Origin of the sequence: Dyadobacter pollutisoli (assembly GCF_026625565.1) — a bacterium.
GTDB lineage: Bacteria > Bacteroidota > Bacteroidia > Cytophagales > Spirosomataceae > Dyadobacter > Dyadobacter pollutisoli.
Genome location: NZ_CP112998.1, coordinates 6,323,245 through 6,349,457 on the forward strand (window position 1 = coordinate 6,323,245; position 26,213 = coordinate 6,349,457).

Annotated in this window: 26 protein-coding genes; 12 read left to right on the forward strand and 14 right to left on the reverse strand. The window is 43.8% G+C overall.

From position 1 onward, the window contains the following. Positions 1–36: 36 nt before the first annotated feature. Entirely contained in the window at positions 37–1,182 is a 1,146-nt protein-coding gene (locus ON006_RS26095; protein WP_244824176.1) for a cystathionine gamma-synthase, read from the reverse strand. A 118-nt stretch (positions 1,183–1,300) separates the two neighbouring features. Between ON006_RS26095 and ON006_RS26100 the strand changes: the two genes are divergently transcribed. The 5 genes from ON006_RS26100 to ON006_RS26120 all read left to right on the forward strand — a co-directional run bounded on the left by ON006_RS26100 (position 1,301) and on the right by ON006_RS26120 (position 6,164). After that, a complete protein-coding gene (locus tag ON006_RS26100) occupies positions 1,301–2,059 on the forward strand; it encodes a TVP38/TMEM64 family protein (protein WP_244824177.1) in 759 nt (252 codons plus the stop codon). A 129-nt stretch (positions 2,060–2,188) separates the two neighbouring features. After that, the gene (locus ON006_RS26105; RefSeq protein ID WP_244824178.1) at positions 2,189–3,775 is read left to right on the forward strand and encodes a sodium:solute symporter family protein; all 1,587 of its coding nucleotides are present in this window, start codon (positions 2,189–2,191) and stop codon (positions 3,773–3,775) included. Between the two features lie 43 nt (positions 3,776–3,818). Further along, positions 3,819–4,790, forward strand: a complete 972-nt coding sequence (locus tag ON006_RS26110; RefSeq protein ID WP_244824179.1) for a dihydrodipicolinate synthase family protein — start codon at positions 3,819–3,821, stop codon at positions 4,788–4,790. Between the two features lie 12 nt (positions 4,791–4,802). Next, positions 4,803–5,126 (forward strand): RNA polymerase sigma factor, encoded by a 324-nt coding sequence (locus ON006_RS26115; protein ID WP_244824180.1) that lies wholly within the window; start codon positions 4,803–4,805, stop codon positions 5,124–5,126. A gap of 162 nt (positions 5,127–5,288) precedes the next feature. Beyond that, positions 5,289–6,164, forward strand: a complete 876-nt coding sequence (locus ON006_RS26120) for an AraC family transcriptional regulator (protein ID WP_244824181.1) — start codon at positions 5,289–5,291, stop codon at positions 6,162–6,164. 2 nt (positions 6,165–6,166) lie between these two features. Here the strand turns inward: ON006_RS26120 and ON006_RS26125 are convergent, their stop codons facing one another. The 7 genes from ON006_RS26125 to ON006_RS26155 form a co-directional block, all read right to left on the reverse strand. After that, positions 6,167–6,601 carry a DoxX family protein gene (locus ON006_RS26125; protein ID WP_244824182.1) on the reverse strand — a complete coding sequence of 145 codons (435 nt, stop codon included), beginning with the start codon at positions 6,599–6,601 and terminating at the stop codon, positions 6,167–6,169. Positions 6,602–6,670: 69 nt separating this feature from the next. After that, a complete protein-coding gene (locus ON006_RS26130; protein ID WP_244824183.1) occupies positions 6,671–7,966 on the reverse strand; it encodes an MFS transporter in 1,296 nt (431 codons plus the stop codon). A 25-nt stretch (positions 7,967–7,991) separates the two neighbouring features. Further along, complete coding sequence (locus ON006_RS26135; RefSeq protein WP_244824184.1) at positions 7,992–8,786, reverse strand: alpha/beta hydrolase; 795 nt, start codon at positions 8,784–8,786, stop codon at positions 7,992–7,994. Further along, entirely contained in the window at positions 8,779–9,042 is a 264-nt protein-coding gene (locus ON006_RS26140; protein ID WP_244824185.1) for a type II toxin-antitoxin system RelE family toxin, read from the reverse strand. Before ON006_RS26140 ends, ON006_RS26135 begins: the two co-directional genes overlap by 8 nt. After that, positions 9,035–9,226 carry a hypothetical protein gene (locus ON006_RS26145; protein WP_244824186.1) on the reverse strand — a complete coding sequence of 64 codons (192 nt, stop codon included), beginning with the start codon at positions 9,224–9,226 and terminating at the stop codon, positions 9,035–9,037. Before ON006_RS26145 ends, ON006_RS26140 begins: the two co-directional genes overlap by 8 nt. 91 nt (positions 9,227–9,317) lie before the next feature. Further along, a protein-coding gene (gene prfB / locus ON006_RS26150) for a peptide chain release factor 2 (protein WP_244824187.1) occupies positions 9,318–10,392 on the reverse strand; the annotation gives its coding sequence in 2 pieces (ribosomal slippage) (positions 9,318–10,331 and positions 10,333–10,392; 1,074 coding nt in all). 114 nt (positions 10,393–10,506) lie between these two features. Then, a complete protein-coding gene (locus ON006_RS26155; RefSeq protein ID WP_244824188.1) occupies positions 10,507–10,884 on the reverse strand; it encodes a four helix bundle protein in 378 nt (125 codons plus the stop codon). 304 nt (positions 10,885–11,188) lie between these two features. On the opposite strand from ON006_RS26155, the gene lpdA reads away from it, so the two are divergent. Together lpdA and ON006_RS26165 are read left to right on the forward strand one after the other, a co-directional pair. Next, on the forward strand, positions 11,189–12,586 hold the full coding sequence (gene lpdA, locus ON006_RS26160) for a dihydrolipoyl dehydrogenase (protein WP_244824189.1): 1,398 nt from the start codon (positions 11,189–11,191) through the stop codon (positions 12,584–12,586). A gap of 12 nt (positions 12,587–12,598) precedes the next feature. Beyond that, positions 12,599–13,303 (forward strand): DUF6036 family nucleotidyltransferase, encoded by a 705-nt coding sequence (locus ON006_RS26165; protein WP_244824190.1) that lies wholly within the window; start codon positions 12,599–12,601, stop codon positions 13,301–13,303. Positions 13,304–13,318: 15 nt separating this feature from the next. On the opposite strand, the gene ON006_RS26170 is transcribed toward ON006_RS26165, so the two are convergent. Next, on the reverse strand, positions 13,319–14,329 hold the full coding sequence (locus tag ON006_RS26170; RefSeq protein ID WP_244824191.1) for a polysaccharide deacetylase family protein: 1,011 nt from the start codon (positions 14,327–14,329) through the stop codon (positions 13,319–13,321). A 91-nt stretch (positions 14,330–14,420) separates the two neighbouring features. Continuing rightward, positions 14,421–16,175 carry a DUF4153 domain-containing protein gene (locus ON006_RS26175; protein WP_244824192.1) on the reverse strand — a complete coding sequence of 585 codons (1,755 nt, stop codon included), beginning with the start codon at positions 16,173–16,175 and terminating at the stop codon, positions 14,421–14,423. A 133-nt stretch (positions 16,176–16,308) separates the two neighbouring features. Here ON006_RS26175 and ON006_RS26180 point away from each other — a divergent pair, with 133 nt between their 5' ends. Continuing rightward, a complete protein-coding gene (locus ON006_RS26180) occupies positions 16,309–17,289 on the forward strand; it encodes a hypothetical protein (RefSeq protein ID WP_244824193.1) in 981 nt (326 codons plus the stop codon). A 31-nt stretch (positions 17,290–17,320) separates the two neighbouring features. Here ON006_RS26180 and ON006_RS26185 read toward each other — a convergent pair whose 3' ends face one another. The 3 genes from ON006_RS26185 to ON006_RS26195 are packed head-to-tail and all read right to left on the reverse strand — an operon-like array spanning position 17,321 to position 20,016. Beyond that, entirely contained in the window at positions 17,321–18,298 is a 978-nt protein-coding gene (locus tag ON006_RS26185; RefSeq protein ID WP_244824194.1) for a bifunctional heptose 7-phosphate kinase/heptose 1-phosphate adenyltransferase, read from the reverse strand. Positions 18,299–18,343: 45 nt separating this feature from the next. Continuing rightward, complete coding sequence (locus tag ON006_RS26190; RefSeq protein ID WP_244824195.1) at positions 18,344–18,772, reverse strand: GNAT family N-acetyltransferase; 429 nt, start codon at positions 18,770–18,772, stop codon at positions 18,344–18,346. Next, a complete protein-coding gene (locus ON006_RS26195; RefSeq protein ID WP_244824196.1) occupies positions 18,769–20,016 on the reverse strand; it encodes a bifunctional 3,4-dihydroxy-2-butanone-4-phosphate synthase/GTP cyclohydrolase II in 1,248 nt (415 codons plus the stop codon). Before ON006_RS26195 ends, ON006_RS26190 begins: the two co-directional genes overlap by 4 nt. 183 nt (positions 20,017–20,199) lie before the next feature. On the opposite strand from ON006_RS26195, the gene ON006_RS26200 reads away from it, so the two are divergent. The 4 genes from ON006_RS26200 (at position 20,200) to ON006_RS26215 (ending at position 25,689) form a co-directional block, all read left to right on the forward strand. Beyond that, the gene (locus ON006_RS26200; RefSeq protein WP_244824197.1) at positions 20,200–22,140 is read left to right on the forward strand and encodes a T9SS type B sorting domain-containing protein; all 1,941 of its coding nucleotides are present in this window, start codon (positions 20,200–20,202) and stop codon (positions 22,138–22,140) included. A 185-nt stretch (positions 22,141–22,325) separates the two neighbouring features. Continuing rightward, positions 22,326–24,248 carry a T9SS type B sorting domain-containing protein gene (locus ON006_RS26205; protein ID WP_244824198.1) on the forward strand — a complete coding sequence of 641 codons (1,923 nt, stop codon included), beginning with the start codon at positions 22,326–22,328 and terminating at the stop codon, positions 24,246–24,248. 53 nt (positions 24,249–24,301) lie between these two features. After that, positions 24,302–24,649: a YbaB/EbfC family nucleoid-associated protein gene (locus ON006_RS26210; RefSeq protein WP_244824199.1), complete on the forward strand. Its 348-nt coding sequence runs from the start codon at positions 24,302–24,304 to the stop codon at positions 24,647–24,649. Positions 24,650–24,660: 11 nt separating this feature from the next. Beyond that, positions 24,661–25,689: a glycosyltransferase family 2 protein gene (locus ON006_RS26215; protein WP_244824200.1), complete on the forward strand. Its 1,029-nt coding sequence runs from the start codon at positions 24,661–24,663 to the stop codon at positions 25,687–25,689. On the opposite strand, the gene ON006_RS26220 is transcribed toward ON006_RS26215, so the two are convergent. After that, the gene (locus ON006_RS26220) at positions 25,670–25,891 is read right to left on the reverse strand and encodes a PspC domain-containing protein (RefSeq protein ID WP_244824201.1); all 222 of its coding nucleotides are present in this window, start codon (positions 25,889–25,891) and stop codon (positions 25,670–25,672) included. The two genes, ON006_RS26215 and ON006_RS26220, sit on opposite strands and share 20 nt — an antisense overlap. Positions 25,892–26,213 lie beyond the last annotated feature (322 nt).

Here is a 26,213-nt window from a genome sequence, read left to right on the forward strand (position 1 = left end):
AGTAATTGTTTTGATGTTTGATTGCAAAGCAGAAACCTAATCACCGCCGATAGCCTGTTCCAGATCGGCAATCAGGTCTTCTACATCTTCAATACCAACACTGAGGCGGATCAATGTATCTTTCAAGCCAACTTTCATGCGTTCTTCCTTCGGTATGCTCGCGTGCGTCATGCTGGCGGGGTGGGTACACAGGGACTCTACGCCCCCGAGCGACTCCCCGAGAGAAAATACTTCCAGCCGCTCCATGGTCCTCACCGCCTCTTCATAAATGTCCCCTTTCAATTCAAAAGAAAGCATTCCTCCGAAATCTCTCATTTGACGTGCTGCCAATGCATGGCCGGGGTGAGATTCCAGTCCGGGATAGTATACCTTACTTACTTTGGGATGATTTTCAAGCCATTGCGCTACTTTCATCGCGTTTTCACAATGTCGCTGCATTCGAATGTGCAGGGTTTTAATGCCTCTCAATACCAAAAAGCAATCCTGCGGGCCTGGCACTGCGCCACTGGCATTCTGGATAAAGGCGAGCCGGGCAGCCAGTTCGTCATTATTGGTAACCAATGCGCCCATTACCGTATCCGAATGTCCGCCCAGGTATTTGGTAACAGAATGCATGACAATGTCCGCTCCGGTATCCAGTGGGTTTTGAAGATATGGCGAAGCAAAAGTGTTATCCACGACGCTATGAATGCCTTTTTCTTTGCAAAGCCGGGTGATTTTTTCAATGTCCAGAATTTTCAGAAGCGGATTGGTGGGTGTTTCGATCCATACCATTCTGGTTTTGTCAGAGATCGCCGCTGCCAGGCTATCAGCATCGCTGAGGTCAACGAATTTGAAAATCAACCCGAATGGTTCAAAAACACGTTTCATGATCCGGTATGTACCTCCGTAAATATCATTGGTTGCCACAATTTCGTCGCCGGGACGGTACAGTTTAAGAACTGCATCGGTAGCAGCGAGGCCGGAAGCATAACAAATTCCGTATTGACCATTTTCCAAAGCAGCCAAAGCGTTTTGCAAAGCTGTCCGGGTAGGATTGTGGGTGCGGGAATATTCATATCCCTTATGTTTGCCAGGGCTTTCCTGAACGTAGGTGGAAGTTTGGTAAATCGGTGTCATAATGGCACCGGTTGTTGGGTCAGGCTCCACGCCTGCATGTATTGCTTTGGTTCCGAATTTCATTGTTATGGTATTTTAAAGCCACAAATGTACGACGACAACGGACCGTGAATATCCCAAATTTGCGTCCACTGACGCATTTGCGGGACCTGGAATAATCTTCTGTGATAAAGGTAAGATTGTGAAAAACCTTTTAGTCAAACAAGTGGTTATCCTGTTAGCGGAACGGAGAACACGTTTTAAAGATACATTAGCCTTGGAAACCACTACACCTAAAAAATTTTCATTACCGGTCATTGTCAGTATTTTAATGACCGTCGTTCCGCTTGTTACCACCTCTATTCTCACTGCCTGGGCCATTAGTCACGAGAATATACTCCGTAATCTAGCACTTGAATGGTGGCTTGGCGTCACTTTTATTCTGACGCTTGCATCCTCGGCAGCACTTACACCGCCCACTTTCCTTGCGCTGGTTTATGGATATTTTCTAGGATGGAGCGCTCTGCCCATGTTATTTGGGCTTAACCTCGGCGCTATTGCGATCATATATGTATCGGCGCATTTTTTGCACGCATCTTCCGTACGCGAGTATCTGATCCAGGTGTACCCGCAGGTAGGCACATTGCTGCGCCGGTTTTATAAAAATGAATTAAGGCTCATTTTCTTTGCCAAACTTTCGCCTGTATTGCCTTTTGCGATCACCAACCTGTTCTTCGCCATGGCCGGTGCACGTTTCAAACAGGTACTGGCGGGTGGCACAATGGGCATGATACCACGTACCGCGCTGGCGGTGTGGGCAGGGAAGGAAGCGCAGGACATTCGCTACCTGCTGGAACATCCCAATGAGGGATTAGCCACTAAAATTATTTTAATAGTGCTAATCATTGTTTCCACTGTTGGAATCGGTTATTTCTTCCGTGATAAGAGTATGGTAGAATAATAAGCCAATCTCAAAGGCTAACCCCGGCTTCTTTGATAATATCGTACAATAATAGGATACGAAACGATACAAAACCATTCGCTTGATCCTGTTTCTTTGTGGTAAAGTTATACTTAGCAAAAAAGTACAATGAAATCCTTACCACTCGTAGATCTTGTCATTGTGATTGCCTATCTGGTGGGGATGGTCGCGGTAGGGATTTATTTTTCCCGAAAAAACACCAGTGCTGACCAGTTCACAAAAGCTTCGGGAAAGATTCCAGGATGGGCAATTGGTATCTCGATTTATGCTACATTTTTGAGCAGTAATACATTTCTGGGCGTACCGGGCAAAGCATTCGGGAGCAACTGGAATTCATTAGTATTCAGCTTGTCCATGCCATTGGCCGCCTGGGTAGCAACCAAGTATTTCATTCCCTTTTATAGGAATACAGGCGCAGTTTCAGCCTACACTCACCTTGAACATAGATTCGGCTCCTGGGCACGTACCTATGCGGTAGCTTGCTTTTTGCTGACGCAGTTGGCCCGTATGGGTTCTATTTTCTTTGGAATTGCATTGAGCTTACAGGCATTGACGGGCTATCCGATGTCGACTATCATGGTCGTTGTAGGAATTTGCATTGTGCTTTATACGGTAATGGGCGGTATGGAAGCCGTCATCTGGACGGAAGTGGTTCAGGGAGTGATCAAAACCATTGGCGCTTTGGTAATCCTTTATCTGGTAGTAACCGGAATGAACGGCGGCATGTCACGGATCATAGATATTGGACAGGCGGAGAACAAATTCAGCCTCGGTAGCTTTGCACCTGATTTTACGCAGTCCTCCTTTTGGGTCGTGCTATTGTACGGATTTTTCATGAACCTGAACAATTTTGGGATGGATCAGAATTACGTACAGCGCTATCATACAACCTCGTCCATCAAAGAAGCCGCAAGTTCAGTATGGCTTTGCGTGTATTTGTACTTGCCTGTATCATTGATTTTCTTTTTGCTGGGGTCCTGTTTGTACGCCTACTATCAGACCAATCCTGAATTGCTTCAGATTGTGAAAATGCAGGTGGCTAATGAAAGGTTACCAGGCGCTACCGCAGATGCTGTATCGCAACTCGCGGCTACGCTTACTCCGGCAGATTATGGGGACAAAGTAATGCCACACTTTATGGTGACTAAAGTTCCTGTCGGCTTGCTGGGCCTCATTATAGCAGCCATTATGTCTGCCGCTATGAGTACGATCAGCTCGGGGATGAATGCGTCGGCAACAGTCTTTTCAGTAGATATTTATCAAAAATACATTAAGTCAGACCTTGCCCCAAAGGAATCGTTGCGCTTGCTATACATTGCTACTACCGTTTTTGGGTTGCTGGGAATGGTCACGGGGATTGCAATGATTGGCGTTAAAAGTGTACTGGATGTGTGGTGGATGTTGTCGGGTATTTTCGCCGGCGGAATGTTAGGTCTGTTCCTGCTGGGAATTATATCCAGAAATACTAAAAATGCGGAAGCGCTGACAGCTACTTTAATCGGTATTGTGGTCATTATCTGGATGACGTTCTCGTCCAGCCTTCCTGAAGAATACGCCTTTTTACGCAACCCGTTGCATCAGAACATGATCATGGTAGTTGGTACCCTGACCATCTTCCTGACGGGTTTGCTACTGACAAGACTCAAACGACAGGTTCCCGGACAAAGGGAAGTTGTGATGGATAACAACGACTAATCCAGAGATATAAAGTTTTTCTTAACACCTGACACGCTCAATTATGACTTTCGTAAAGCCAAACCCCGTTCTGCTGCCCAAAGGATTTATTCCGGTAATGCTCACACCTTTTCTGGACTCCGGGGAGATCGATTATGATGGATTGAGAGCATTAACTGAAATGTATCTCGAAGCTGGTTCGGCTGGGCTTTTTGCCAATTGTTTGTCCAGCGAAATGTATGAACTGACTGAGGATGAAAGATTAGAGATCACCAAGACGGTGGTGGACCAGGTTGCAGGCCGGGTTCCGGTAGTGGCAACGGGCACATTCGGGGGGCCTATTTCTGAGCAGGCGGCATTTGTGAAACGTATATATGGTACCGGAATACAGGCGGTCATCGTCATCAGCGGCTTACTGGCCGAAGAAGATGAATCGGATGCTGTTTTTATAGAGAGAGCGAAGGAGCTTATCGCATTGACGGATGATATTCCATTGGGATTCTATGAATGTCCGGTTCCTTATAAACGATTGATAAACAGTGAAGTACTGGCTGAATTGGTCAAAACGAAGCGGGTCGTTTACCATAAAGATACTTGTCTCGATATCGAGGAAGTGATCAGGCGCATACAAGTGGCGGAAGGCTTTAATTTCGGACTTTACGATGCCTATATGGTCAATGCAGTGGCTTCTTTGCGTGCCGGCGCAGCCGGTTTATCGTGTATTCAAGGGAATATTTATCCTGAATTGATCGTGTGGATCTGCGACAATTATGACAATGCCGAAAAGCAGGGGGATATCGCGAAACTGCAAAAATTCTTTGAGGAGTCAATGGATCTGGTGCATACCGCTTATCCGACAATTGCGAAGTACAGTCTGCAGCGGAGAGGCTTCCCAATCTCTACCTACACGCGGAGGGACGTGGGTGTGCTTACTGACGATTTAAAAGAGCGAATGGACGGCCTATTGGAAGAGATAGATCAGATCCAGAGCGATTTGGGAATAATGAGTGTGTTTAAAAAGAATCTGGTGAAATAATTTTTTACAGCTATGACTTTTCCTAATCAACAAATTTTGCATCAGGTAACGCAGGGAGATGAAGCAGCATTCACACAGCTGCGTTCCTATTTTCATATTCCCGCTTTTAAGTTTTGTTCTGTGATTTTAAAGGACGAAAAAGAAGCGGAGCTGATTATCCAGGATGTTTTTGCAAAAATATGGGAAGAAAGGTTTCAGCTAAAAACGGATGACAATTTTCAATCTTACCTGTTCATGAATTTGAAAAACCAGATTTTTGGACAAATGAAAAAGTACACAGACCCGACTGCCAGGATGCAATACCTTGAAAAGATTCATTCGTTTAAAGAGAATTGACGAAGATTATTTCTTTGTAACCAGCGTTGATCTATTATAATTTTTAGATGTAATAGCATTTTTCTAAACTTTATTTTTCAATTTAGATAGATACTTAAAGATTTTTCTTTTTAAATTGAATGTTGACAGCTCAGCATAATCCTGTCAGGCATCGATTTTAAAATGAAACCGCACTTTCACAAAGTCCCGATACCGTCGAGGACCTCTTTTAGCATTCGACATGACAAAGACTCGGGCTTTGGCACCGTCTGGCACTTTCACCCAGAGCTGGAACTTCACTATCTTATCAAAGGCAAGGGTGTACGGTTCATCGGCGATAATATCAGCAATTTTTCGGACGGAGAATTGATCCTGCTCGGAGAAAACCTTCCGCATACCTGGCGCGTTGAAGAGGGTAACAGCAATACTGGTTCCGAAGCAATCATTATTCATTTTCTGCCAAATTGCCTGGGTAGTGAGCTTTTGCTATTACCCGAGGCTTATCAGATCCCCAAGCTGTTCGAAAAAGCGAAACGAGGGCTGCTGGTAAGTGGTGAGGCCAGGGAGAGAATTGTTCCCCTCATGCATTCGGCCGTGCAGGCGCAGAACCTCGACAGGCTCATTGCGCTTTTATCAATACTTAAAATACTGGCAGAAACGAGTGAATACGAGACTATTGCCTCTGCGCACGCTTTCTATAAATCCAATGATACGGAAACGTTGCGGTTGAATAAAATATACGCCTATACATTGTCGAACTATCGGAGCGATATCACTTTACAGGATGTGGCGTCCATTGCCAACTTGGGGATTACGTCTTTTTGCAGGTATTTTAAGTTAATGACCAAAAAGACCTACAATGATTTCCTTGTGGAAATCAGGATCAGCCAGGCGTGCCGGTTATTGATTGAAGATAAGATGGCGACGGAAGTAATTTGTTTCGAGTGCGGTTTCAATAATGTGTCTAATTTCTACCGGCATTTCAAAAAAGTGACCGATATGACCCCTCTGGAATATAAAAGGAGGTATTTATATAAAACCGCACCCGAGATGATTTAAATTCATTTGTCGTGGTTCTTCATCCATTCGTCCATGGAATAGCGTCCCGAGCCTATGATGGAGAAAGTAAGAACCAGCATCAGCGTGATCATGGAAAGCCAGAGCTCAGAGTTAAGATAGGAGAAACCCATTCTGATGTTTACAAAGAAAACAGCTGTGAGCAGAATAGGGATCTGTATGATCGAAGCAATGCGGGTAAGGCAGCCCATTGCAATCAAAAATCCTCCGAATATGTGAGCAAACGCCACATAATGAACGGCAGTAACGGTGTAAAGGTGAAAATCCAAACCAGTTACCAGGTGCGATAATCGTGTGGTATCACTGATAAAGCTGATACCTTTTGCAAAAAGAAATACTCCCAAGGCAATACGAACGAAATCCATCCAGGCTGGATGATGCGTATCGCCCCAATGCTCGATTCGATCCATCATGTTCATAACTACTGAAATGTTTTGGTTTCCAGAAAGTTAAAAATTTTAATGGATTATGTCAAGATTTAATTATAACTAAGATTTATCGATCAGGGAAGTATGTTTGGTATCCTGCATCCGGATATAAATGACTAGGGAGATAAGAATGCAGACCGTGACATACCAGTAATAATAGCTCTCGTGACCCAGGTTTTTTGCCCAAAGTGCCAGGTACTCAGCCGTTCCGCCAAAAATAGCGACCGTCAGCGAATAGGGTAGCCCGACGCCCAGCGCACGTACTTCAACCGGGAATAATTCTGCCTTCACCACCGCATTGATGGAAGTATAGCCACTGACGATGATCAGAGCGGCCATGAGCAAGCCAAATGCCCCCCACATTTCGGTTGTATGGCTGAGTGTGCTCAGTAGCGGGTAGGTAAAGATTGTCCCCAAAACCCCGAATGAAATCAGCAGAGGCCGCCGACCAACTTTGTCGCTGATAGCCCCGAAAACAGGTTGCAGAAGCGCGAAGATCAGCAATGAGCAGAAAGTCAGCAGCGTGGACTGGTATTTGGTAAGACCAACGGTATTGACCAGAAACTTCTGCATGTAGGTAGTGTATGTGTAAAATGCCAGCGTACCTCCCAATGTAAGCCCGATTACGACCATGATAGCCTTGGGATGTTTCAGCAGTTCTTGCAATGAGCCTTCTTTCTTTGCTTTGAGATCTTTGGTCTGAAATGCTTCGGTTTCATTCAAATGGGCGCGCAGATATAATGCTACCAACGACAAAATGGCTCCCAAAATGAATGGTATCCGCCAGCCCCATTCATGCATCTGTTTGTCGGTAAGAAAAATATTTTGAAGTATCAGCTGCAAACCCAATGCTATGAGCTGCCCGCCGATTAATGTTACATATTGAAAGCTGGAATAAAATCCACGCCGTTTTTCAGTAGCAACCTCGCTAAGGTATGTGGCCGAAGTACCATACTCGCCGCCTACACTTAACCCTTGCAAAAGTCTTGCAAGTAGTAACAAGATTGGCGCTGCAATGCCTATACTGTTATACCCAGGCAGAAAAGCGATCAGTAATGAACCGAATGACATCAATAACACCGACAGTGTCATCGCCAGCTTGCGCCCTTTGGTATCGGCCAGTTTACCAAAAACATAGCCGCCGATCGGCCTCATCAGAAATCCTACGGCGAATATTCCGGCGGTGTTGATGAGTTGAACCGTGGGGTTGGAGTCGGGGAAAAAGGTATTTGCGAAGTAGAGAGAGAAAGCAGAATAGGCGTACCAGTCGTACCATTCGACAAGGTTTCCGGCGGAGCCCCCCATAATGGCTTTTAGCCGCCAGCTTGTATCGTTTTGCGGTAAGTCCTGCTTCATACGCGGGGTTTTAGTTTTTTACAATTTACTTAAATAAAGTACAAATCCACACACCCGCCTGCGCTACCAGCTGAGAATGGCCACTTTTAAGTACAATATAGTCTTCGGGCGGAAGAATGTTTGCGAGTTCCCTGACGTCTGCTTCTTTGAGCAGCTTGTCGAATTTGCCTGTAAAAAGAATGATGCGAACGTGGTTTTCCTTGGCTTTGGCATAAACCTGAGGTATATCGAAACTTAATTGTCTGAATGCTACCCAGGAATTATAGATCGTTTCTCGTTTTTCCTGCGTGTTTAGCACCTGTCCGGTGAACCTTACCAAACTATCATTTAAAATTCCGGCCTTTCGCAGCATATTAACGGATCTGAAAAAGGTTTCGGGATGCTGCATAAACCATTTGAACAAAAATCTGGTGGGGGCAAACCGGGAAGCTAATGTATAAGCCGGATGCTCGGAAATCCCATCGGGAGCAATCAGGAAAGCATTTTTGATGTGAGAAGGGAATGCTTCCAGTACTGCAAGTGCAAATCTGCCACCCATGCTGAATCCGGCAATGTCAAAACGAGTGATGTTGTGAACTCTTAAAAAGTCACGTATCAGCTCAGTCCAAAGCTCTTTGGTAATAACCTGAAATGAGAAGTCGCGGCTTCGTCCATGAAAGAATAAATCGAAGGCGTAAATGGTGTAATGCTGCCCGAGTTGTGTTTCAAATGACTTGAAACAGCTAACGCCATCCTGGCCAATTCCGTGAAAAGCAAGAAGAATGTTCGGGCCGTAGCCGAGTTTATGGTAGGGAAGGGGTTTTACAAAAGAATTATTCATATGCTTCTCGGCGATGTTTTACGCCAGAAATTTCCACAATTCTTATGCTGTCCTCTATAAAATAAAGAACGCGATAATTACCAATTCTTATTCTGTAAGTGTTTTTAGATGCTACTAATTTTTTACATCCGGAAGACCGAGGGTCAATGGCAAGCGATCCTATTGCAGTTATCACTCTTTTGAGATCAGACTTTTGAAGACTACGTATTTCTTTCTGTGCTGATGTTGTAACGACTACTTGATAAACGTCATTCATCAAGTTTGCTTTCGGCTTTTAATTGAGCGACAAAATTTTCAAATGGAATGGTTTCTTCGCCTTTTCTTTCTTCTATTATCAAGGCGTCTAGTAAATCCTCTACGATTTGACCATGCTCTTTCAAACTGATTATCAAATCAGTCTTTTGGCCTTTGTCATTAGTAATATAGCGAATACCGGTCATGGTTTTAACATTTAAAAGTAAGTTAGTAAAAAACAGAAAAACCTCCAAGGGCATCTATAAGTCGATGAACGCAAGGAGGTTTTCAGTTATTCTACGACTCCATTAAATACGCCTTGATAAAATCATTGATCTCACCATTGAGCACCGCATCGGTATTAGAAGTCTGGTGATCGGTCCGGTGGTCTTTGACACGACGGTCGTCGAGGACATAGCTCCGGATCTGCGAACCCCATTCAATTTTACGTTTGGACGCTTCTACTTCGGCACGGGCAGAATTGCGTTTTTCCAACTCAATCTGATAAAGTCTTGACTTCAAGAGTCTGATTGCCACCTCTTTGTTCATTAATTGCGAACGTTCCTGCTGGCAAGCAATGATGATTCCCGAAGGTTTGTGATGGAGACGTACTGCCGTTTCCACTTTGTTCACGTTCTGGCCACCCGCACCGCCGGAGCGATAAGTATCCCAGGTAATGTCGGCCAGATTCACATCAATTTCAATGTTATTATCCGCGAGCGGGTACACATATACAGACGTGAATGAGGTATGTCGGCGCGCATTGGAATCGAAAGGAGAAATGCGGACCAGACGATGTACGCCGTTTTCCGATTTCAGGTTTCCGTAAGCATATTCACCATCAATTTCGAGGGTTACGGATTTTACGCCGGCAACATCGCCATCCTGCAAATCCACCTCACGAACCTTGTATCCGTTTTTCTCAGCCCACATGATGTACATCCGCATCAGCATGGATGCCCAGTCCTGAGATTCGGTTCCGCCTGCACCAGCATTGATCTCGATCACGGCAGGTAGCTCGTCGCCTTCTTCTCCCATCATTTTCCGGAATTCAATTTCTTCCAGTTTGTCGGAGAGCTTTTTGCCTTCTTCGTCTACCTCTTCTTCGGTAGCCTCATTGGCGTCATAAAATTCCCAAATAGTGTCCAGGTCATCGCGTAAACGGGCGAGTTCCTCATAGCCATTGGTCCAGAATTTCAATCCACGGATTTCCCGCATTGTTTTTTCCGCTCGTTCTGAATCGTTCCAGAACTCGGGCTGAACAGTCTGTTGTTCAAGGTCTTCTAGCTGTTTTTTTCGGTTACCGTAGTCAAAGATACCTCCCCAAAGCCTCTACACGGGCCTTCAAGTCTTTCAATTGCTCTAATGTCATTTGAAGTTTAAGTTTTGTGGAAAAAAATATATAATCATTGATTGTCATTCTTGGTCATTTATAGTCATGTGTGGTCAGATATTGTCAAGAATTGTCAATTATAGTCAAGTGTGGTCATTTGTTGTCATTAAGTTTCAGAGGAGTTTTGCCTATTGTTTTTATGTAATTATTGAGTTTTATTGACAACTGATCGCAAAGTTGGGTTAATTCTTCGAATTTTTCTGTTTCGATCAGATTTCTGTTCCTTGCTTTTGTCAACCAGGTTCTTGTCTCTTGTAGAGAACCTCTGGAATAGAAACAAAAGTTCAGATTTTCCTTAAAGTGAAACCTCCCATATCCTTCCGCAATATTCGCCGCAATGGAGTCTGTCGCTCTCACAAGTTGTTTACCAAGAGTGTCTTTCAAAAAGTAGCCCCAGGGTTCAACGACTGTCCATACCTTTTCACCAAGTGACATTGCCAATTGATAAATCTGTAATTCTTCAAGTTTCATACTAAAAATGTTTAAGATATGTCTCAAACATTAATACGTTGAAGTCAAACAATAGTAACATAACGCCCCGGAGTAATAAATACATCCAAAAGCCGTACTTGTATTTTTTTAAATCAACATTCACAGTTATGCACAACAAATGACAATTTCTGACGATGCATGACCCATTAGATCCGTCTCTGACCATAAATGACTTCTCACAATTCTTAACAACACTTGACAATGAGTGACAATCCCTGACAATATTTATTAACTTTGCGTGAAAATTTTGTCAACCCATTTCGTACAATAAAAATACCAGAAAATGGCTCAAACATATGATGTGATTGTAATTGGTAGCGGCCCCGGAGGTTATCCCGCAGCCATTCGTGCTTCCCAATTAGGACTTAAAGTTGCAATTGTTGAAAAAGAAAGTTTAGGAGGAATTTGCCTTAACTGGGGTTGTATCCCTACCAAAGCACTTCTGAAAAGTGCCCAGGTTTTTGAATACATTAAGCATGCAAAAGACTATGGTATCAATGTAAGCGATTCGTCTGCCGATTTCGGAGCGGTTATCAAACGCAGCCGCGGCGTTGCCGATACCATGAGCAAAGGGGTATCATTTTTGATGAAGAAGAATAAGATCGACGTCATCATGGGTACCGGTAAAGTAAAAGGCCAGAAAACGGTTGCGGTTACAGATAAAGACGGTAAGACAACGGATTACACAGCTGCTAAAGGCGTTATCATCGCAACAGGTGCCCGCGCCCGCGAATTGCCAAACATTAAAATTGATGGCCAGAAGGTAATCGAATACCGTAAAGCCATGAGCCTTGAAAAGCAGCCTGCCTCTATGTTGGTTGTAGGTTCTGGCGCAATTGGAATGGAATTCGCTTACGTATATGCTTCGATGGGAACGAAAGTAACCGTTGTTGAATTCCTGCCAAATCTGGTTCCGGTCGAAGATGAAGACATTTCAAAAGAGATCGCGAAACAATACAAAAAGCTTGGCATTGACACTTACGTGAACTCAACGGTTGAGACAGTTGACGTGTCAGGAAATGGTTGCAAAGTTTCTGTAAAAACGCCGGACGGACAAAAGTCCTTTGAAGTGGATATCGTTCTTTCTGCTGCCGGAATTGTTTCCAACCTTGAAAACATTGGTTTGGAAGAAACGGGCATTAAAACGGATAAAGGCAAAATCACTGTAAACGAATGGTATGAAACCAGCGTTCCAGGATTTTATGCAATCGGTGACTGCACACCTGGCCCGGCTTTGGCACACGTTGCTACGGCTGAGGGAATTATCTGTGCAGAGAAAATCGCTGGACACAAAACGGAAGCACTAGATTACGGAAACATTCCGGGATGTACTTACTGTCAGCCTGAAATTGCATCTGTTGGACTAACCGAAAAGAAAGCAAAAGAAGCAGGATACGATATCAAAGTGGGTAAATTTCCATTCAAAGCGTCTGGTAAGGCCGTTGGCGCAGGTGTTACTGATGGATTTGTGAAAGTAATTTTTGACTCGAAATATGGCGAGTTCCTTGGTGCTCACATGATCGGCGCAAACGTTACAGAAATGATCGCTGAGGTGGTGGTGGCCCGTAAATTGGAAACTACTTCACACGAGATCATGCGTGCGATCCACCCTCACCCCACTATGTCCGAAGCATTGAAAGGCGCGACGGAAGCAGCTTACGGCGAGGCGATTGATTTGTAGGGTTTTAACGATTTGCCTTCATATGAATGCCCGAGAATTACTATTCCCGGGCATTTTTTTAATGTATGGAATGGTTCAAATTATTTATCTAATTTTATAGAAGATCAATTTTACAAAGAGATGTCTGTAAGCGAATTACAACAACGTTACGCTGAAAATATAGAAGCTCTTGTCCGGCTAAATAACTTGGCGGGGAAATTGTATCGATCCAACCCTCTCAATAAAACAGCGGTATTTATGGATATAAGCAGCGAAGACGTGCTTAATCTTCTCAAAAGTTTGAACAGATATAATGTAAAATATTTGTTAGTTGGCGGAATGGCTGGGGTAGTCCATGGGCATATCAGAACTACTCAGGACATGGATTTATGGATTAAAAAGGACCGGGAAAACGCTATTGCATTTGTCAAAGCATTAAATGAAAATGATGTCCCCGGTGCGGATTTGCTACTGGATATGCCACTCATTTTTGGCTGGACATCCGTCAGATTTGGGATGTCGGGATTTGAGCTGGATTTAGGACATTCGTTGAAAGCATTTCAGGAAAGTGATTTTGATTCTTGTTATGAACGGTCACTAACTGCTGATTTTGAAGGAGTTCCTTTTCATGTTATCCATTTAAAAGATTTAATAACAGAAAAGAAAGCGACTGCCCGGGCAAAAGATCTCGCTGACGTTGAAGAACTTCAACGCATCTGGGAAAATCAGCAATCTTAATATACCAATAGAACTTTATTTCGTTTTTTGCCTCCTCTGCATTGCTTCCCGCCAGGTCGTAAGAATGATCCCTTCTTTTTCAATGTATTTTTTAAGCTCAGGGTCAATCATCGCTAGAAAGTCACCCTCTCTTGTTGGCCAGGAGTCCGAGATTTTTGGAAAAACCTCGGTATGAATCGTGCAATGCATGATCACCATTGTCAGCCCGGGTTTCAGCTTTCCGAGCGCCTCCATGTATTTGGCAGTTTTATATTTTTGAAGCGCCTTTTCAGACTTGTCACCATTTTCTGGCCCTTTCCAGCCATAGCTGGTGTTTTCGAGGTCGTCGAGCACGGGTAGCCCCGCATTCCAAAGTTGTTTTCCTACTTGTTGGGTCATTTCAAATCTTTCAGCGATCATCTTTTCTTCTGCCTGAATAGCAGTATTATGGCCACCTGGGAACATGACCGGAATTTTCTCCTGCATTCCTACTTTAAGATATCTTTCCAAAAATTCGGGTTTCGCGAAGAGTGTACCCATGTGCGAATCCAGGTGTGTAGGCTCAAAACCCATTGTTCTCGCGCGTTCCAGCTGTGCCCGGATCTCCATTTCAACTTCATCGGGAGAAGCATTTTTCACTACATCCGCTACGCCGCGCCACATAGCGCCCTGCGGATCGACTAGTCCTTTCACCTGATTTTTTCCGGCCAATGGACCCCAGCGATAATCCTTCCATTCGGAGGTCATTGTGAGGTGCAGGCCTGCGTCGATATCTTTATTTTCTTTCCAATAATTGACAAAACCGGGTACCCAGCCACAAGGCATCATCACGCTCAGCGAGTTGGCAACACCTTCGCGGATGGCCTTAATCGCACCCTGATTGGACTCGTAAGACATTCCTACATCGTCCACGTGAATGATTAGTATCTTTTTCCCTTTCGGGTATCCGAGCTTTTCGGCGTAAGTAGTTTCGGTTGTTTGGGCAAAAGAGCAATGGCAAGCCAGCGCAGCTAGCAGGAGCAGGACTTTTGTTTTCAAGGGTTTCATGGACATGTAATTTTGATGATAAGGCAGAAATCATTTGTAAATACCTTTTGCAAATGATTTTGTACTAGTGCTGTGTAAATTTATCAGGTGCTTATTTGTACAGGAGAATACCTTGCGCTGAATAGGTGGTGTCATTTTTGGAGATTGACCTTATGATCACCTTAATGTGATTATGGGCATCCTGGTAACCAAAAACCAGTTTTTCCTGAGGGACACTCATAGAATTGTTGCTGAATTCATCTATTAACTCGCTGACTTTCTTCTCTGCGGGCAGCTCTGTCACTTTGATATTATTACGATAGACGGCTATTCTCTTATTTTGGGATAAAAACCGCCATTCTTTGTTTTTGATTTGCTCGTCATCGGCTGAATCAAAAAAGACCATTTTATTGAACCCGAGAATAGCAATATCCTGACCGGCACTACGTGAAAGTTGTGACGAGAAATGAGCATAGTTGTTCGCGGATCCTGGGTTGGATATTCTAATGTGTTTTTCAAGAGCAGCGTCCATTTTTCTGTAATACTCATACTCCTTCCGATCATTGGCGGAAAAACCAGCGAAGTGTGGTTCAAGACCAGTTTCCTCCCTATACCTGAAAAAACTAACAATAGAAGTAAGCCGCTCATAATCCTCCGACTTCATGGTAGCCTTTCCTGTAATCTGATTTTTTGCATTGAGGATTTTATGTTCAGCTAAAATCGTATGAAACTGATTCAACTGGCTGGTTTTGGAAACAGCGAAAATATTCCAGGGGCCGATTGGCAACAAAAAGCAGAGAATGGATAAACTTATTGGTATCCAGCGAATGTCGTCCCGCTTTCCCGACAAGAAATAAAAGGTGATACCAGCCAGCCAAATAGCTAGTACTGCAATAATGTAACGGTTTTCAGTAACGCCATAATCGCCGATCCTTCTTGTAATTCCAATAAACAAGAGAACGATCAATGGCAGGAGTGCGAGGTAATACCGCCGGCTGAAAATTTGTATCCACCGTTCCTCCTGATTTTTACGCAAAGGATAAAGTAGCAGCAATGCGAAAATTCCCGCTATCGAAAAGGCTAGTACAAGGTAGGCAACCCCGCCTTCTGGTAGCTTCCATTGAAAAATAATCTTGCCGGTATAGGCGTAGAGAATGATCACATAAACTACCTCAAGAGGCAGCAAAACATATTGCGTGAATATTTTTAAACCGTTGGGATACTTGGTCTGCCGTTCAAGATCACCGAGATTATCAGGGATTTTGCTCAAAAAGAATACCGTATGAAAGAATGTAAATATCACAACAGCGAGATCCATTTCAATCTGCGCCGAGAGCTCCACTTTAAACAAATACTTGATCGCTTGGATGGCGATAAGAAGCCCGATAAACAAAGTGAGGGAATACAACGAAGCATTCAGAAATTGCAGAAAGAGCGTTTTGTTAAACTGCCAGAACCCATTTGGTTCGTCAAATCCGATAAACGGTGCGAATGAAACAATCAAATGAGCGCCCGCCATAAAAAGCATAAAACGATAATAATCTGTTTGACCGGGATCGTCAGGCAAACTAAAATAGTACCAAACCAGAAGCCCAGTGATTCCCACCATTATTCCAGCAGTCCATGAATTTTTCCATTGGCGCCTTTTGGCAGAAAGCAAGACCGCCAGGAATAGAGGAAGTGCGAGAAAGGAAACGTATCCTAAGCGGAGTAGGAAATTTCTTTCGCTTTCAATGGCATTGGGTGTTTCGGTATACCGTAAAAGCACGGCCATTTTTATTAATGCTACTGCAACCACCCATTTATAGCGGGTCGTAGTCTGAACAAAGCTCTCTGTCAGGGATTGAACGGAAGGTAATTTGATCATGTTTGGGTAAGATTGTTGTATAGTGAATGTAAATCAACAAATTTTTATTTGAAATCTGACGTGGTTTCGAAGGACAATAGGTGCAGCCTTTTCACGTTATTTGCGGAAAATAACGCACCCCTAATTTCTCCGCATGACTTATTTCCGTATCGTGATCATTTGCTTTTCAGTGGCTTCGCTGACTTCCGCAAAAGCACAGCATTTCGCATTAAGCAGGCTTTTTTATCCCAATGTAACCCTGAAAGCAGATTATACTGTGCCATCGAGCCTGAATGGAACGCAGGACTACGGGGTTTCAAGAACGGGCTTTTTCGGAATAATACCGGTACATAGCGAGGTACAATTAGGATATAGTCTCAGAAAAAAATTCGATTTACGAGCCGTACACACGGTGGTACTGGCCCAGTACACTCAGATTCAGCCAACGATCGATCGTAAAAATGATCCCGAGAATGGCTACAAAACTTTGTCGCTGGGGGTGATTCGCTTGCAAGCAAGTATCAAAGACCGCCTTTGGGTATACGGCGGAGGATTGGGGATGACGGAAACAAATGAGACCTTTTTCAGTCCGCAACCTTTCTTCTGGGGCGGTGCCGCGAGAATGCACATACTGGGTTTGAGAACGCAGATCATGTACGGCTCCGTGCTGGCATATAATCAGAAACTGCGGTTCGTTCCTGTTTTTGGGATCAATAAAGGGCTTGGGAAACATTGGCGGGCTTCTGCGTTGCTACCGTTTATGGCTAATGTCAATTATAAAGCTACCAAATGGTTTAATGTGGATATGCTGGCCGGCCTGAACGGATATAGCGGCGGTTTCCAGGTTCAGACTCCCGAAGAAAAAGCTTTACGCCGTGAAAATTACAGACAGATCAAGGTCGGGGTTGCTGCCAACGCACATTTGTTCACTGTGCTCAATGTTTCACTTGAAGCGGGTGTGACTACTTTTCGCCAATTACGGACATTCAACAGTGCCAGAGAAAATTTAACCTCCTATACCCCCGCGACCACGCCTTATATCGGTGCAAGCGTACGCTACATTACAAGCAGATCACGATTGTCGTCCAAGTTTACCAGAAGAATGGGCCTGGGCGAAGCTGGAATAAACTGGTAACCTTCGCCGGAAAGCTAACTTTGAAAGTGTGTTAACTTAGCTTTTCGGCTTCCGTTTGCAACAGGTTTTTGTCGATCGGAACCACCCCTACCATTTCGCAAACCAGTCCGCCACCCAGGTTTGAGATGGCTGCAATGGATTTGGGAGGCAAACCTAATGCTACGCAGCAAGCCGCAATGCTGATCACGGTGTCACCTGCTCCTGACACATCCGCAATTTGCCTGATATGAGCAGGCAGCTTATGCACTTCCTCCTGGAAATCAATGATAACACCTCTTTCCGAAAGTGTAATGAGCGCCCCTTTAACTTGCAGTGTTTCTTTCAAATGCTGAACAGCTGCCCTCAGTTCTTCGGGGTTATCCACATTGAATTCCACTTTTAAACCTTCGCGGAGCTCTTTCAGGTTAGGTTTGAAAAGCGTTGTATGGTTGTAAGCAAGGAAATTACGTTTCTTTGGATCAACGACGGTTGGTACATTATTGGCATTCGCAAAGGAAGTGATCTCGGCGATTGATTCGGGAGTCAGCACACCTTTGTCGTAGTCTTCAAAAATAATCACCTGGCAGGTAGGGATCAGTTCTTTGGCTTTGGCGATCAATTGTGCCGTTTCTGAGACAGAAACAGGTTTATCAGTTTCGGTATCAATGCGTACTACCTGCTGAGAGCCTGCAATGATTCTTTCCTTGATCGTTGTGATCCTGTGTTCACTTCGGATGAGGCCTTCACAGTTCAAGCCTTTTTCAATCAGGCTGTTTTCGAGCAGGTCGCCGGAGCTATCGGTGCCGATGACGGAGCAGATAATGGCCTCGGCGCCTAGCGACTGCACATTCAAAAGTACATTACCGGCGCCTCCAAGCCTGTATTCCCTGGTTTGAACATTGACCACCGGAACAGGTGCTTCCGGTGAAATTCTCTCTACTTTTCCCCAAACATATGAGTCCAGCATCACATCTCCGATTACTAGTACACGCAGAGAGTTAAATGCTTCGAATACCTGATTTATATTCATTGAAATAGTACCGTATTGAAATCAAAATTTTGACTGACCAAAAAATCAGACCTTGGCAACAAAATGAAGGCTTGTGACCTGAAATCTTTTATTGAGATAAAGCCTATGTGCGTCCGTTCTGGCTGCGCTTACACCGGAATCGAGATGGACTTCATTGTAGCCTTCTTTTTGAGCATACTCCATGATCCAGTCGATGAGAACACCCGCATACCCTTTTCCACGATGGCCGGGTAATGTCGACAGGTCATCAATGTAGATATATTTCCCCCGAAAAAGGTTGTAGCCCGTCTCAAAAACTGCAATGGCCGCAGCTTCATTGTCTTCTTCAATAAAAACGATCTGACGGTTATCAGCGAGCGTTTTTTGCACCGCTTCGTCGTAAATATCATCGGTAAGAGAAGGCCGCAACGCCTGTACGGCACTGCGGCATTTCAAAATATCACTTTCTGTTTTTACGATTTGAACAGCTGTCATCCTTTATTAACGGGGATTGTGAGGTTGCTCAAATTGTGACCCATTTTATCTCTTTTGGTCAAAAGATATTTTTCATTGTAGGGATTAGAAGCAATTTCGACGGCTACGGAGTCTACTATTTCCAAACCATAGCCGATCAATCCTGCCCGTTTTTTAGGATTATTGGTGATCAATTTCAATTTAGTCACTTCCAGGTCGCGCAGGATCTGAGCGCCTACACCGTAGTCTCTGTCATCCATTGGCAGCCCAAGTTCCAGATTGGCTTCCACGGTATCGCGGCCCATTTCCTGTAACTTGTAGGCCTTCAATTTATTTAGCAAACCGATACCACGTCCTTCCTGGTTCATATAAACGATCACTCCCTTGCCTGCTTTGTCTACCATTTCCATTGCGGCATGCAGCTGAGGGCCACAATCACATCGGCAGGAACCGAAAATATCACCGGTAACACAAGATGAATGTACCCGAACCAATACAGGTTCATCTTTCTCCCAGGTACCTTTAACCAACGCCAAATGTAAGTCTCCGGTGTTGATCTGGCGGTAAGCGATCAGGTCGAAATGTCCCCATTTAGTAGGCATATCAACGCCAATCTCTCTTTTGATCAAGGATTCTTCACGTAGCCGATACTCAATCAGGTCTTTGATACTTACGAGTTTGAGATTAAATCGGTTGGCGATCTCACGCAATTGAGGCAGGCGCGCCATAGAACCATCTTCATTGAGAATTTCAACAAGGACACCAGCAGGCGATAATCCGGCCAGCCGCGGAAAGTCAATGGCGGCTTCGGTATGTCCGGTACGGCGAAGTACTCCGCCTTTTTTTGCTTTTAATGGAAAAATATGACCGGGGCGACCCAAATCTTCTGGTTTGGTGTCAGAGCTAACCAGTGCCTGAATGGTTTTGGAGCGGTCGCTGGCAGAAATTCCGGTAGTGCAGCCATGTCCCAGCAAATCCACAGAAACGGTGAATGCTGTTTCGTGCAATGCAGTATTATTTCCTACCATCATTTCGAGATCGAGCTCGGCACAACGTTCCTCGGTGATGGGAACGCAAATCAAGCCGCGGCCTTCTCTGGCCATAAAGTTGACGATTTCGGGAGTTATCAATTCGGCAGCGCAAATAAAATCACCCTCATTTTCCCGGTCCTCGTCGTCAACGACAATAATCAGTTCACCTTTTTTTATGGCCTCAATGGCATCTTCTATGGAATCCAGTACGATCGGATTGTTATTATTACTCATTAATCAGATTGATGAAAAATAGTTTTGAACTAAAACTCGTTTTTACCTTGCAAAGGTACATTGTTAATATTGAAAGTTCTATTTTTGAACCTCTATGCATCTTAACAAAGGTTTTCCTTTAAGCGTTTCAAAGGGTTATCGCATTAAGCAGAGGCACTATTCGGAGACTATTTCTACACATTTATGAACATTAAGCTACTGATCGCATTTTTGTTAGGCACGTTTTTGCTTTTTACGGAAGATGTTTCAGGTCAGGGCTTTTGCGGAAACACTGGCGGATTTACCGTCACTCCTTCTCAGGGATGCGCTCCGTTAACTGTTACTATTAAAAACCAGGTTGTCAAAGCGGAGAATGTCAGTTATGCGTATAATTTCAACCGCGCTCAGACCACTGTACCCGACATTAAAGAAACCACCCAGGATTCTTCTTATACATACAAGCTGCCGGGCATCTATACGATCCTGCAATTCGGTAGTGCGGGTGGTACGGGTTTCAGTCAATGTAAAGATGTTACGGTAAGAGAAACCAGGGCTCCGACAGCCAATGTGACGGTTTGCAAAAGCGGAAAGGTTCAGTTGGACATGGTTCTGGATAGTATTTCAGAAGCATATGATTTCATTGAAATAAACTGGGGCGACGGTACGCAGGTTTGGAACTGGGAAAAGGGAAAAGGCAGTGTTTTTCATAACTATACAGGCGCAGGTCCATGGCCTCCTGTTAAGCTGACAGGGAAATATACGAATGGACAATGCGCTCAAAGCACTAATACATCAACAATCTCGGGCAGCTCATCGCAGTCGCTTGCAAGTGTCCGTATCCGGAATGTAGAGATGCTTTCCTCTGGTGATGCGAAGATCGTTTATGATGGTATCGAAGGCATACCGACAGAAGTACTCATTGACAAAGGCGACGGACAATTTGTATCCACAGGGAAAAAAGGACAGTCAGCGGGAGCACAGGCCATCACGATCAGCGGCCTTAACCCTCAGCAGATTTACAGGTTCAAATTATCTTCCAAAGACATTTGCGACGACATAATCGAAAGCCCTGTTGTGAGCAGTCTGATCATCAAAGAAGGATCGTTTTCATTGGACGAAATTATTTCAGTAGCCTGGGAGCATTACCCTAATACGGATCAATTGATAGAGTATCAGCTGAAACGAGATGGTGCAGTAGTTTTCACATCTACCGACCAACTATCCTATCTTGACAAAGACGTTAAATGTGGGAATATTTACAAATATGAAATTGTAGCGATCATTGAAAATGACGTACGCTCGTATTCCAGTTTCATTAATCTTGAACCAAAATCGTCGGCACCAGGCGTCATTAATACCGCCAGCGTTACAGTAGAGGAGGACAATACCATTGTGACCCAGGTAGAGGTTTCAGGTGAGGGGCTAACCAGCACCTATAACCTGATCGTAGAGAGGTCATTGCTCGGAAGTGCAGACTTTCAGCAGGTTTCACCAGCCGATAATCAGACTTTACTGTTCCAGGATACTAATGTCAACACTTCCGAGAATTCGTACTGCTACCGGTTCGCATATGAGAATGCGTGTAAATTGAAATCACCTGATTACAACGCGCCGGTATGCTCCGTACTTTTAAAAACCAATACACCTGAAATTGTATGGAATGGTAATGCGCCATTTACAGATGCGGTGGGTTCTTACGACCTATTGCAGATGGATGATAAAGGAAATATCCAGGATGCCATTCCGAAGCAGTTGGGTACCAGTCATACATTAGACCTTGGGTCGCAGTCCGCATTTTCATTTCGCGTAAAAGTAAATTCAGGCAATGGAAACTTCACGAGTTACTCCAACATTTTGAATTTCAGAAGCGAGGCTATTATTTTAGTCCCGGACGCATTTACACCTAATGGAGATGCTTATAATGAGCGGTTTGAAGTGAAAGCCTACTTTGTTTCAGACTTTAAAATGTCGGTTTTTAATCGTTGGGGAGAAGTCGTTTTTAGGTCAGAAAACATTGCAGAGGGCTGGAATGGCAATATTAAGGGGGAAAAAGCGCCGGGGGGTTACTACCTGTACAAGATCGAAGCAACGGCTTCCTCGGGCGGGAATGTGCAGAAGAATGGAAGTTTTTTACTGATAAGATAGATTTTTCTAATGGCTTAATAGTCAGGATAATACTTTCGTCGCATTTCCCGTTTAATAGTTAGGCCAAGCTCGTAACCCGAAATAACCTATTTTTGAACGCTCATCGCCCCGACATTCTTTTCCATTTTCGTTCAGTGTTAATTTAAAGTCTTTGTAAAAGAGTCATAGCTTAATATTGCACACTTATGAGATTACGAATACTATCTTTTTTTATAGCTATAATAATTTTTTCCGCGGGCAGGATATATGCCCAGGGCTTGTGCGACAGAGGTGGGGGATCATTTACATTGGATAAATATGAGGGGTGCGCACCTTTGACGGTCAAAATCACAAATACGGTACCAAATCCAATTATTGTCGGTTATCAGGCTTTTTACGATGGAAGGTCCACAAATCCGGCCAACGCCGACATTACCCAATACACTTACACTATACCCGGTAAATTTGTTTTTCTTCAAATCGGAGCTACTTCCAGTGGTGCCTTTTACGCTTGTAAGGATGTCAGAGTCTATGAAACCAGAACGATTGTCGCCCAGTATACCTCATGCGGCAGTGGTAAAATTACACTGGCTTTATCAGAAGATGCTATTTTCAAGGAGTACGATGAGATCTTAATAGACTGGGGCGATGGAGAGTCTTTTGTTTGGCAAAAAGGTAGCCCTCTTACGATGGATCATAACTACGCCAATGTTTCTAGCAGTCCAGTGGTGAAATTGACTGGCAGATATACAGGCGGAAAGGAGTGTAGCCAAGGTAGGACTTACAATCTTGCGGTGACGTTTCAGCAGGCTCAGTTAAGTGAAATTCAGATCAAAGCCGTTGAAATGCGGGGAGACGGCACGTTAAGGTTGACTTATCAGGGTGTTACTGCTATACCAACCGAGATCAAATATGCTGCGAATGGCGCTACTTATACAACTGCGGGCAGCCGTTCATCAGGGGGCGTTCAACCCTATGATATCAAAGGCCTTAATATAGGTCAGGTGTACCAATTAAAACTTTCTTCCGAAGATTTATGCCAGGGACAAAGCGATAGCCGGGTTTATAGTAGCATGACATTATCTGGAAAATCCGATGAAGGTAAAAATGTCTTGACTTGGAATCAGTATCCTGATCCTGCGGATTTTGCTGGGTATGATCTCGTCAAGGACGGAACTGTCATCAAAACTTTTACATCTATCACGGATGTCACTTATACTGATGAAGATGTACAATGCGGAAGTTATGCTGAATATCAGATTGTGGCTAAAATCAAGGATGTGACTTCTACCTCCTCTCCTGTAGGCGTGAAGACTGAGATCTCGTCACCTAGGCCAATAGAAGAAGCGTCGGTTTCTGTTCTGGGAGATAATTTGGTGTTGATCAAAGCAAAAGTTCCGGGCTCAGGGTCTAATAGTACTTATGATCTAACTATTGAAAAAGCCGACGCCGGGAGCACTACTTTTAAAAAGATTATTACACTGTATAATCAGAACGAGTACTCGGATATTTCAGTCAAAACTAACGAAATGTCATACTGTTACAGAATGAGTTATCAAAACTCCTGTGGCCAGAAGTTGCCAGTATCGGCGCCGATCTGCACTATACTTTTGACAAAGAACCTGAACACGCTTAGCTGGACGCCCGAACTGCCAATCCTTGGAGGAACTACAGGATATACTGTAATGCAAAGAGGGTCAAGTGGTACAGACGATGAGATTCCGGTTCAGTTGAATACCAATTACACAGTCCAGTTAAATGCCCAAAGCGACCTCGAATACAATTTCCAGATTCGGGCAAATTCTACAAATGGCGAGTTTGAAAGCTTTTCCAATATCCTCAACTACAAAAGAAGCGCAGGGGTTTTTGTCCCACAAGCGTTCTCACCAAACGGTGATGGCTATAACGACGTTTTGGAAACAAAATCCACGCAGTTACAATCATTCAATTTCTCGGTTCTGAATCGCTGGGGACAAGTTGTGTTTCATTCTGATGACTTAGCAAAAAACTGGGATGGCACTATAAATGGCACTAATGCGCCGGTAGGATCCTACGTTTACAAAATGACATTCGTCGACGATATCAATCAAACTGTTGAAAAAAGTGGTACTTTTATGCTTTTACGGTAGTAATCATTTCCGTAAAATTAATTTTATAAGGCATAAACTTAATAAGTACTGATATGTTTGGAAATATGGCAGACATGATGGGGCTCATGGGCAAAATGAAAGACCTTCAGTCTCGCATGAAAGAAGCTCAGGATCAGCTGGTCACAATCACACAAACAGCGGAATCAGGTGGCGGAATGGTGAAAGCCACTGTCAATGGCCAGAAAGTGGTGATTGGTCTCGATATTGATAAGGATTTGGTTAATCCGGATGATAAGGAAATGTTGCAGGACCTTATCGTAGCCGCAGTCAATAAGGCACTTGATAACATTGAACCGAAAATCAAAGAGCATTTACAAAAAGCAACAGATGGTGTTCTTCCCAATATTCCAGGTCTGGACTTAGGAAGTTTCATCAAATAACTGATTGATTAATGGCTTCCTCTGTTGCGATTGTAATATTGAATTATAACGGTCGGCATTATCTTGAAAAATTTCTCCCGAATATAATCCGGTACTCCCAGGGCTACGATATCTGGGTGGCAGATAATGCTTCAACGGATCAATCCATTGAGTGGCTCAACGAGCATTATCCTGAATTGAAAACCCTGCTTATTTCCGAGAACAAAGGCTATGCAGGAGGCTATAACGAGGCTTTAAAGCGCATCAGTTCAGATTATTACATCCTTCTTAATTCCGACATTGAAGTAACCGAGAACTGGATAGAACCGGTCATTTCGTTTATGGATTCGGATACTAAAATTGCTGCCTGCCAACCCAAGATACGCGCATTCGACCTTCCTACCCACTTCGAGTATGCCGGTGCAGCCGGAGGGTATATGGACTATCTCGGTTACCCGTTTTGCCGGGGCAGGATCTTCGATACACGGGAGGAAGATTTGGGGCAGTACGATGATGAAAAAGACGTTTTCTGGGCAACGGGAGCATGTCTTTTTGTAAGAGCATCTGCTTTTCACCAAGCGAAAGGTTTTGATGAATCGTTCTTCGCTCATATGGAAGAAATCGATCTGTGCTGGCGGTTACTTAATATGAAATACCGGATCACGTATTGTGGCAAATCGGTAGTTTATCATGTTGGGGGAGGTACTTTGCACAAATCTAACCCCAGAAAAACATTTCTGAATTATCGGAATAATCTTATTATGCTTTTCAAAAACCTGCCCAAGGGAAGGAGATGGAAGACCGTTTTGATAAGGCTTGTTTTGGATGGAATATCGAGTGTTCGTTTTATGGCAACCGGTGCCTGGCCGGACGTAATTGCCATTATTAAAGCGCATTTCGCCTTTTATGCGATGATTCCCTCCTTGACAAAGAATACCCGGCGAACGACGTACAGAGCGCCCTTATATTACCGAAGTGTAGTATGGGAATATTTTGTATTGGGGAAGCACCGATTCAATCAGCTGACGGGTATCAAATCGGCTACAACTCCCAAATCGTAGGGCTGTTGTGCCTTCTCCAATGCTGGTGAAGCTCCATCCAGAATGCGAGGATCAGATACAGGATGATCGGAGAGCCAAAAGTCATGAAAGTAGCATATATAAAGTATCTCCTGATGCTGCTGGCAGGGAAATTAAGCTTCTCACCCAAGTTCGCGCACACTCCAAATATTTGGTCTTCAACATAATACCGAAGTCTGTTCATACCTTATTTTTTAATAATTACCTCATAATTAGCAATTTTCGCCGGGATATACAATTCGGCAAAAATTTTTTTACTCAATGGACGACCAAATAGCAAAATACCGCTAACTCGTAAATTTTCAAATTCTTTAATCAAATAAATTGTTTTACAAACAATTTTTGTTTCTTTGTGATTAAAGATTTTGTAAGTAGTTCATTATAATCAAGATGCCTTGTTGAAAATTGCCAAAATTTCTTCTGCTAATGCATTGAGCCTCCCTCAATTATTTGGTAACGCCATTTAGACTTATCACTGAAACGCTTACAATCTTCTTGTATTTTCA

Excerpts from the sequence above, each read along its gene's own strand:
- ON006_RS26215 (WP_244824200.1), top strand. The coding sequence starts at position 24,661 with ATGGCTTCCTCTGTTGCGATTGTAATATTGAATTATAACGGTCGGCAT.
- ON006_RS26110 (WP_244824179.1), top strand. The coding sequence starts at position 3,819 with ATGACTTTCGTAAAGCCAAACCCCGTTCTGCTGCCCAAAGGATTTATT.
- ON006_RS26135 (WP_244824184.1), bottom strand. The coding sequence starts at position 8,786 with ATGAATAATTCTTTTGTAAAACCCCTTCCCTACCATAAACTCGGCTAC.
- ON006_RS26170 (WP_244824191.1), bottom strand. The coding sequence starts at position 14,329 with ATGAAACCCTTGAAAACAAAAGTCCTGCTCCTGCTAGCTGCGCTGGCT.
- ON006_RS26105 (WP_244824178.1), top strand. The coding sequence starts at position 2,189 with ATGAAATCCTTACCACTCGTAGATCTTGTCATTGTGATTGCCTATCTG.
- ON006_RS26220 (WP_244824201.1), bottom strand. The coding sequence starts at position 25,891 with ATGAACAGACTTCGGTATTATGTTGAAGACCAAATATTTGGAGTGTGC.
- ON006_RS26125 (WP_244824182.1), bottom strand. The coding sequence starts at position 6,601 with ATGAACATGATGGATCGAATCGAGCATTGGGGCGATACGCATCATCCA.
- ON006_RS26155 (WP_244824188.1), bottom strand. The coding sequence starts at position 10,884 with ATGAAACTTGAAGAATTACAGATTTATCAATTGGCAATGTCACTTGGT.
- ON006_RS26140 (WP_244824185.1), bottom strand. The coding sequence starts at position 9,042 with ATGAATGACGTTTATCAAGTAGTCGTTACAACATCAGCACAGAAAGAA.
- ON006_RS26115 (WP_244824180.1), top strand. The coding sequence starts at position 4,803 with ATGACTTTTCCTAATCAACAAATTTTGCATCAGGTAACGCAGGGAGAT.
- lpdA (WP_244824189.1), top strand. The coding sequence starts at position 11,189 with ATGGCTCAAACATATGATGTGATTGTAATTGGTAGCGGCCCCGGAGGT.
- ON006_RS26195 (WP_244824196.1), bottom strand. The coding sequence starts at position 20,016 with ATGAGTAATAATAACAATCCGATCGTACTGGATTCCATAGAAGATGCC.
- ON006_RS26205 (WP_244824198.1), top strand. The coding sequence starts at position 22,326 with ATGAGATTACGAATACTATCTTTTTTTATAGCTATAATAATTTTTTCC.
- ON006_RS26120 (WP_244824181.1), top strand. The coding sequence starts at position 5,289 with ATGAAACCGCACTTTCACAAAGTCCCGATACCGTCGAGGACCTCTTTT.
- ON006_RS26130 (WP_244824183.1), bottom strand. The coding sequence starts at position 7,966 with ATGAAGCAGGACTTACCGCAAAACGATACAAGCTGGCGGCTAAAAGCC.
- ON006_RS26190 (WP_244824195.1), bottom strand. The coding sequence starts at position 18,772 with ATGACAGCTGTTCAAATCGTAAAAACAGAAAGTGATATTTTGAAATGC.
- ON006_RS26210 (WP_244824199.1), top strand. The coding sequence starts at position 24,302 with ATGTTTGGAAATATGGCAGACATGATGGGGCTCATGGGCAAAATGAAA.
- ON006_RS26095 (WP_244824176.1), bottom strand. The coding sequence starts at position 1,182 with ATGAAATTCGGAACCAAAGCAATACATGCAGGCGTGGAGCCTGACCCA.
- ON006_RS26145 (WP_244824186.1), bottom strand. The coding sequence starts at position 9,226 with ATGACCGGTATTCGCTATATTACTAATGACAAAGGCCAAAAGACTGAT.
- ON006_RS26180 (WP_244824193.1), top strand. The coding sequence starts at position 16,309 with ATGACTTATTTCCGTATCGTGATCATTTGCTTTTCAGTGGCTTCGCTG.
- ON006_RS26175 (WP_244824192.1), bottom strand. The coding sequence starts at position 16,175 with ATGATCAAATTACCTTCCGTTCAATCCCTGACAGAGAGCTTTGTTCAG.
- ON006_RS26200 (WP_244824197.1), top strand. The coding sequence starts at position 20,200 with ATGAACATTAAGCTACTGATCGCATTTTTGTTAGGCACGTTTTTGCTT.
- ON006_RS26185 (WP_244824194.1), bottom strand. The coding sequence starts at position 18,298 with ATGAATATAAATCAGGTATTCGAAGCATTTAACTCTCTGCGTGTACTA.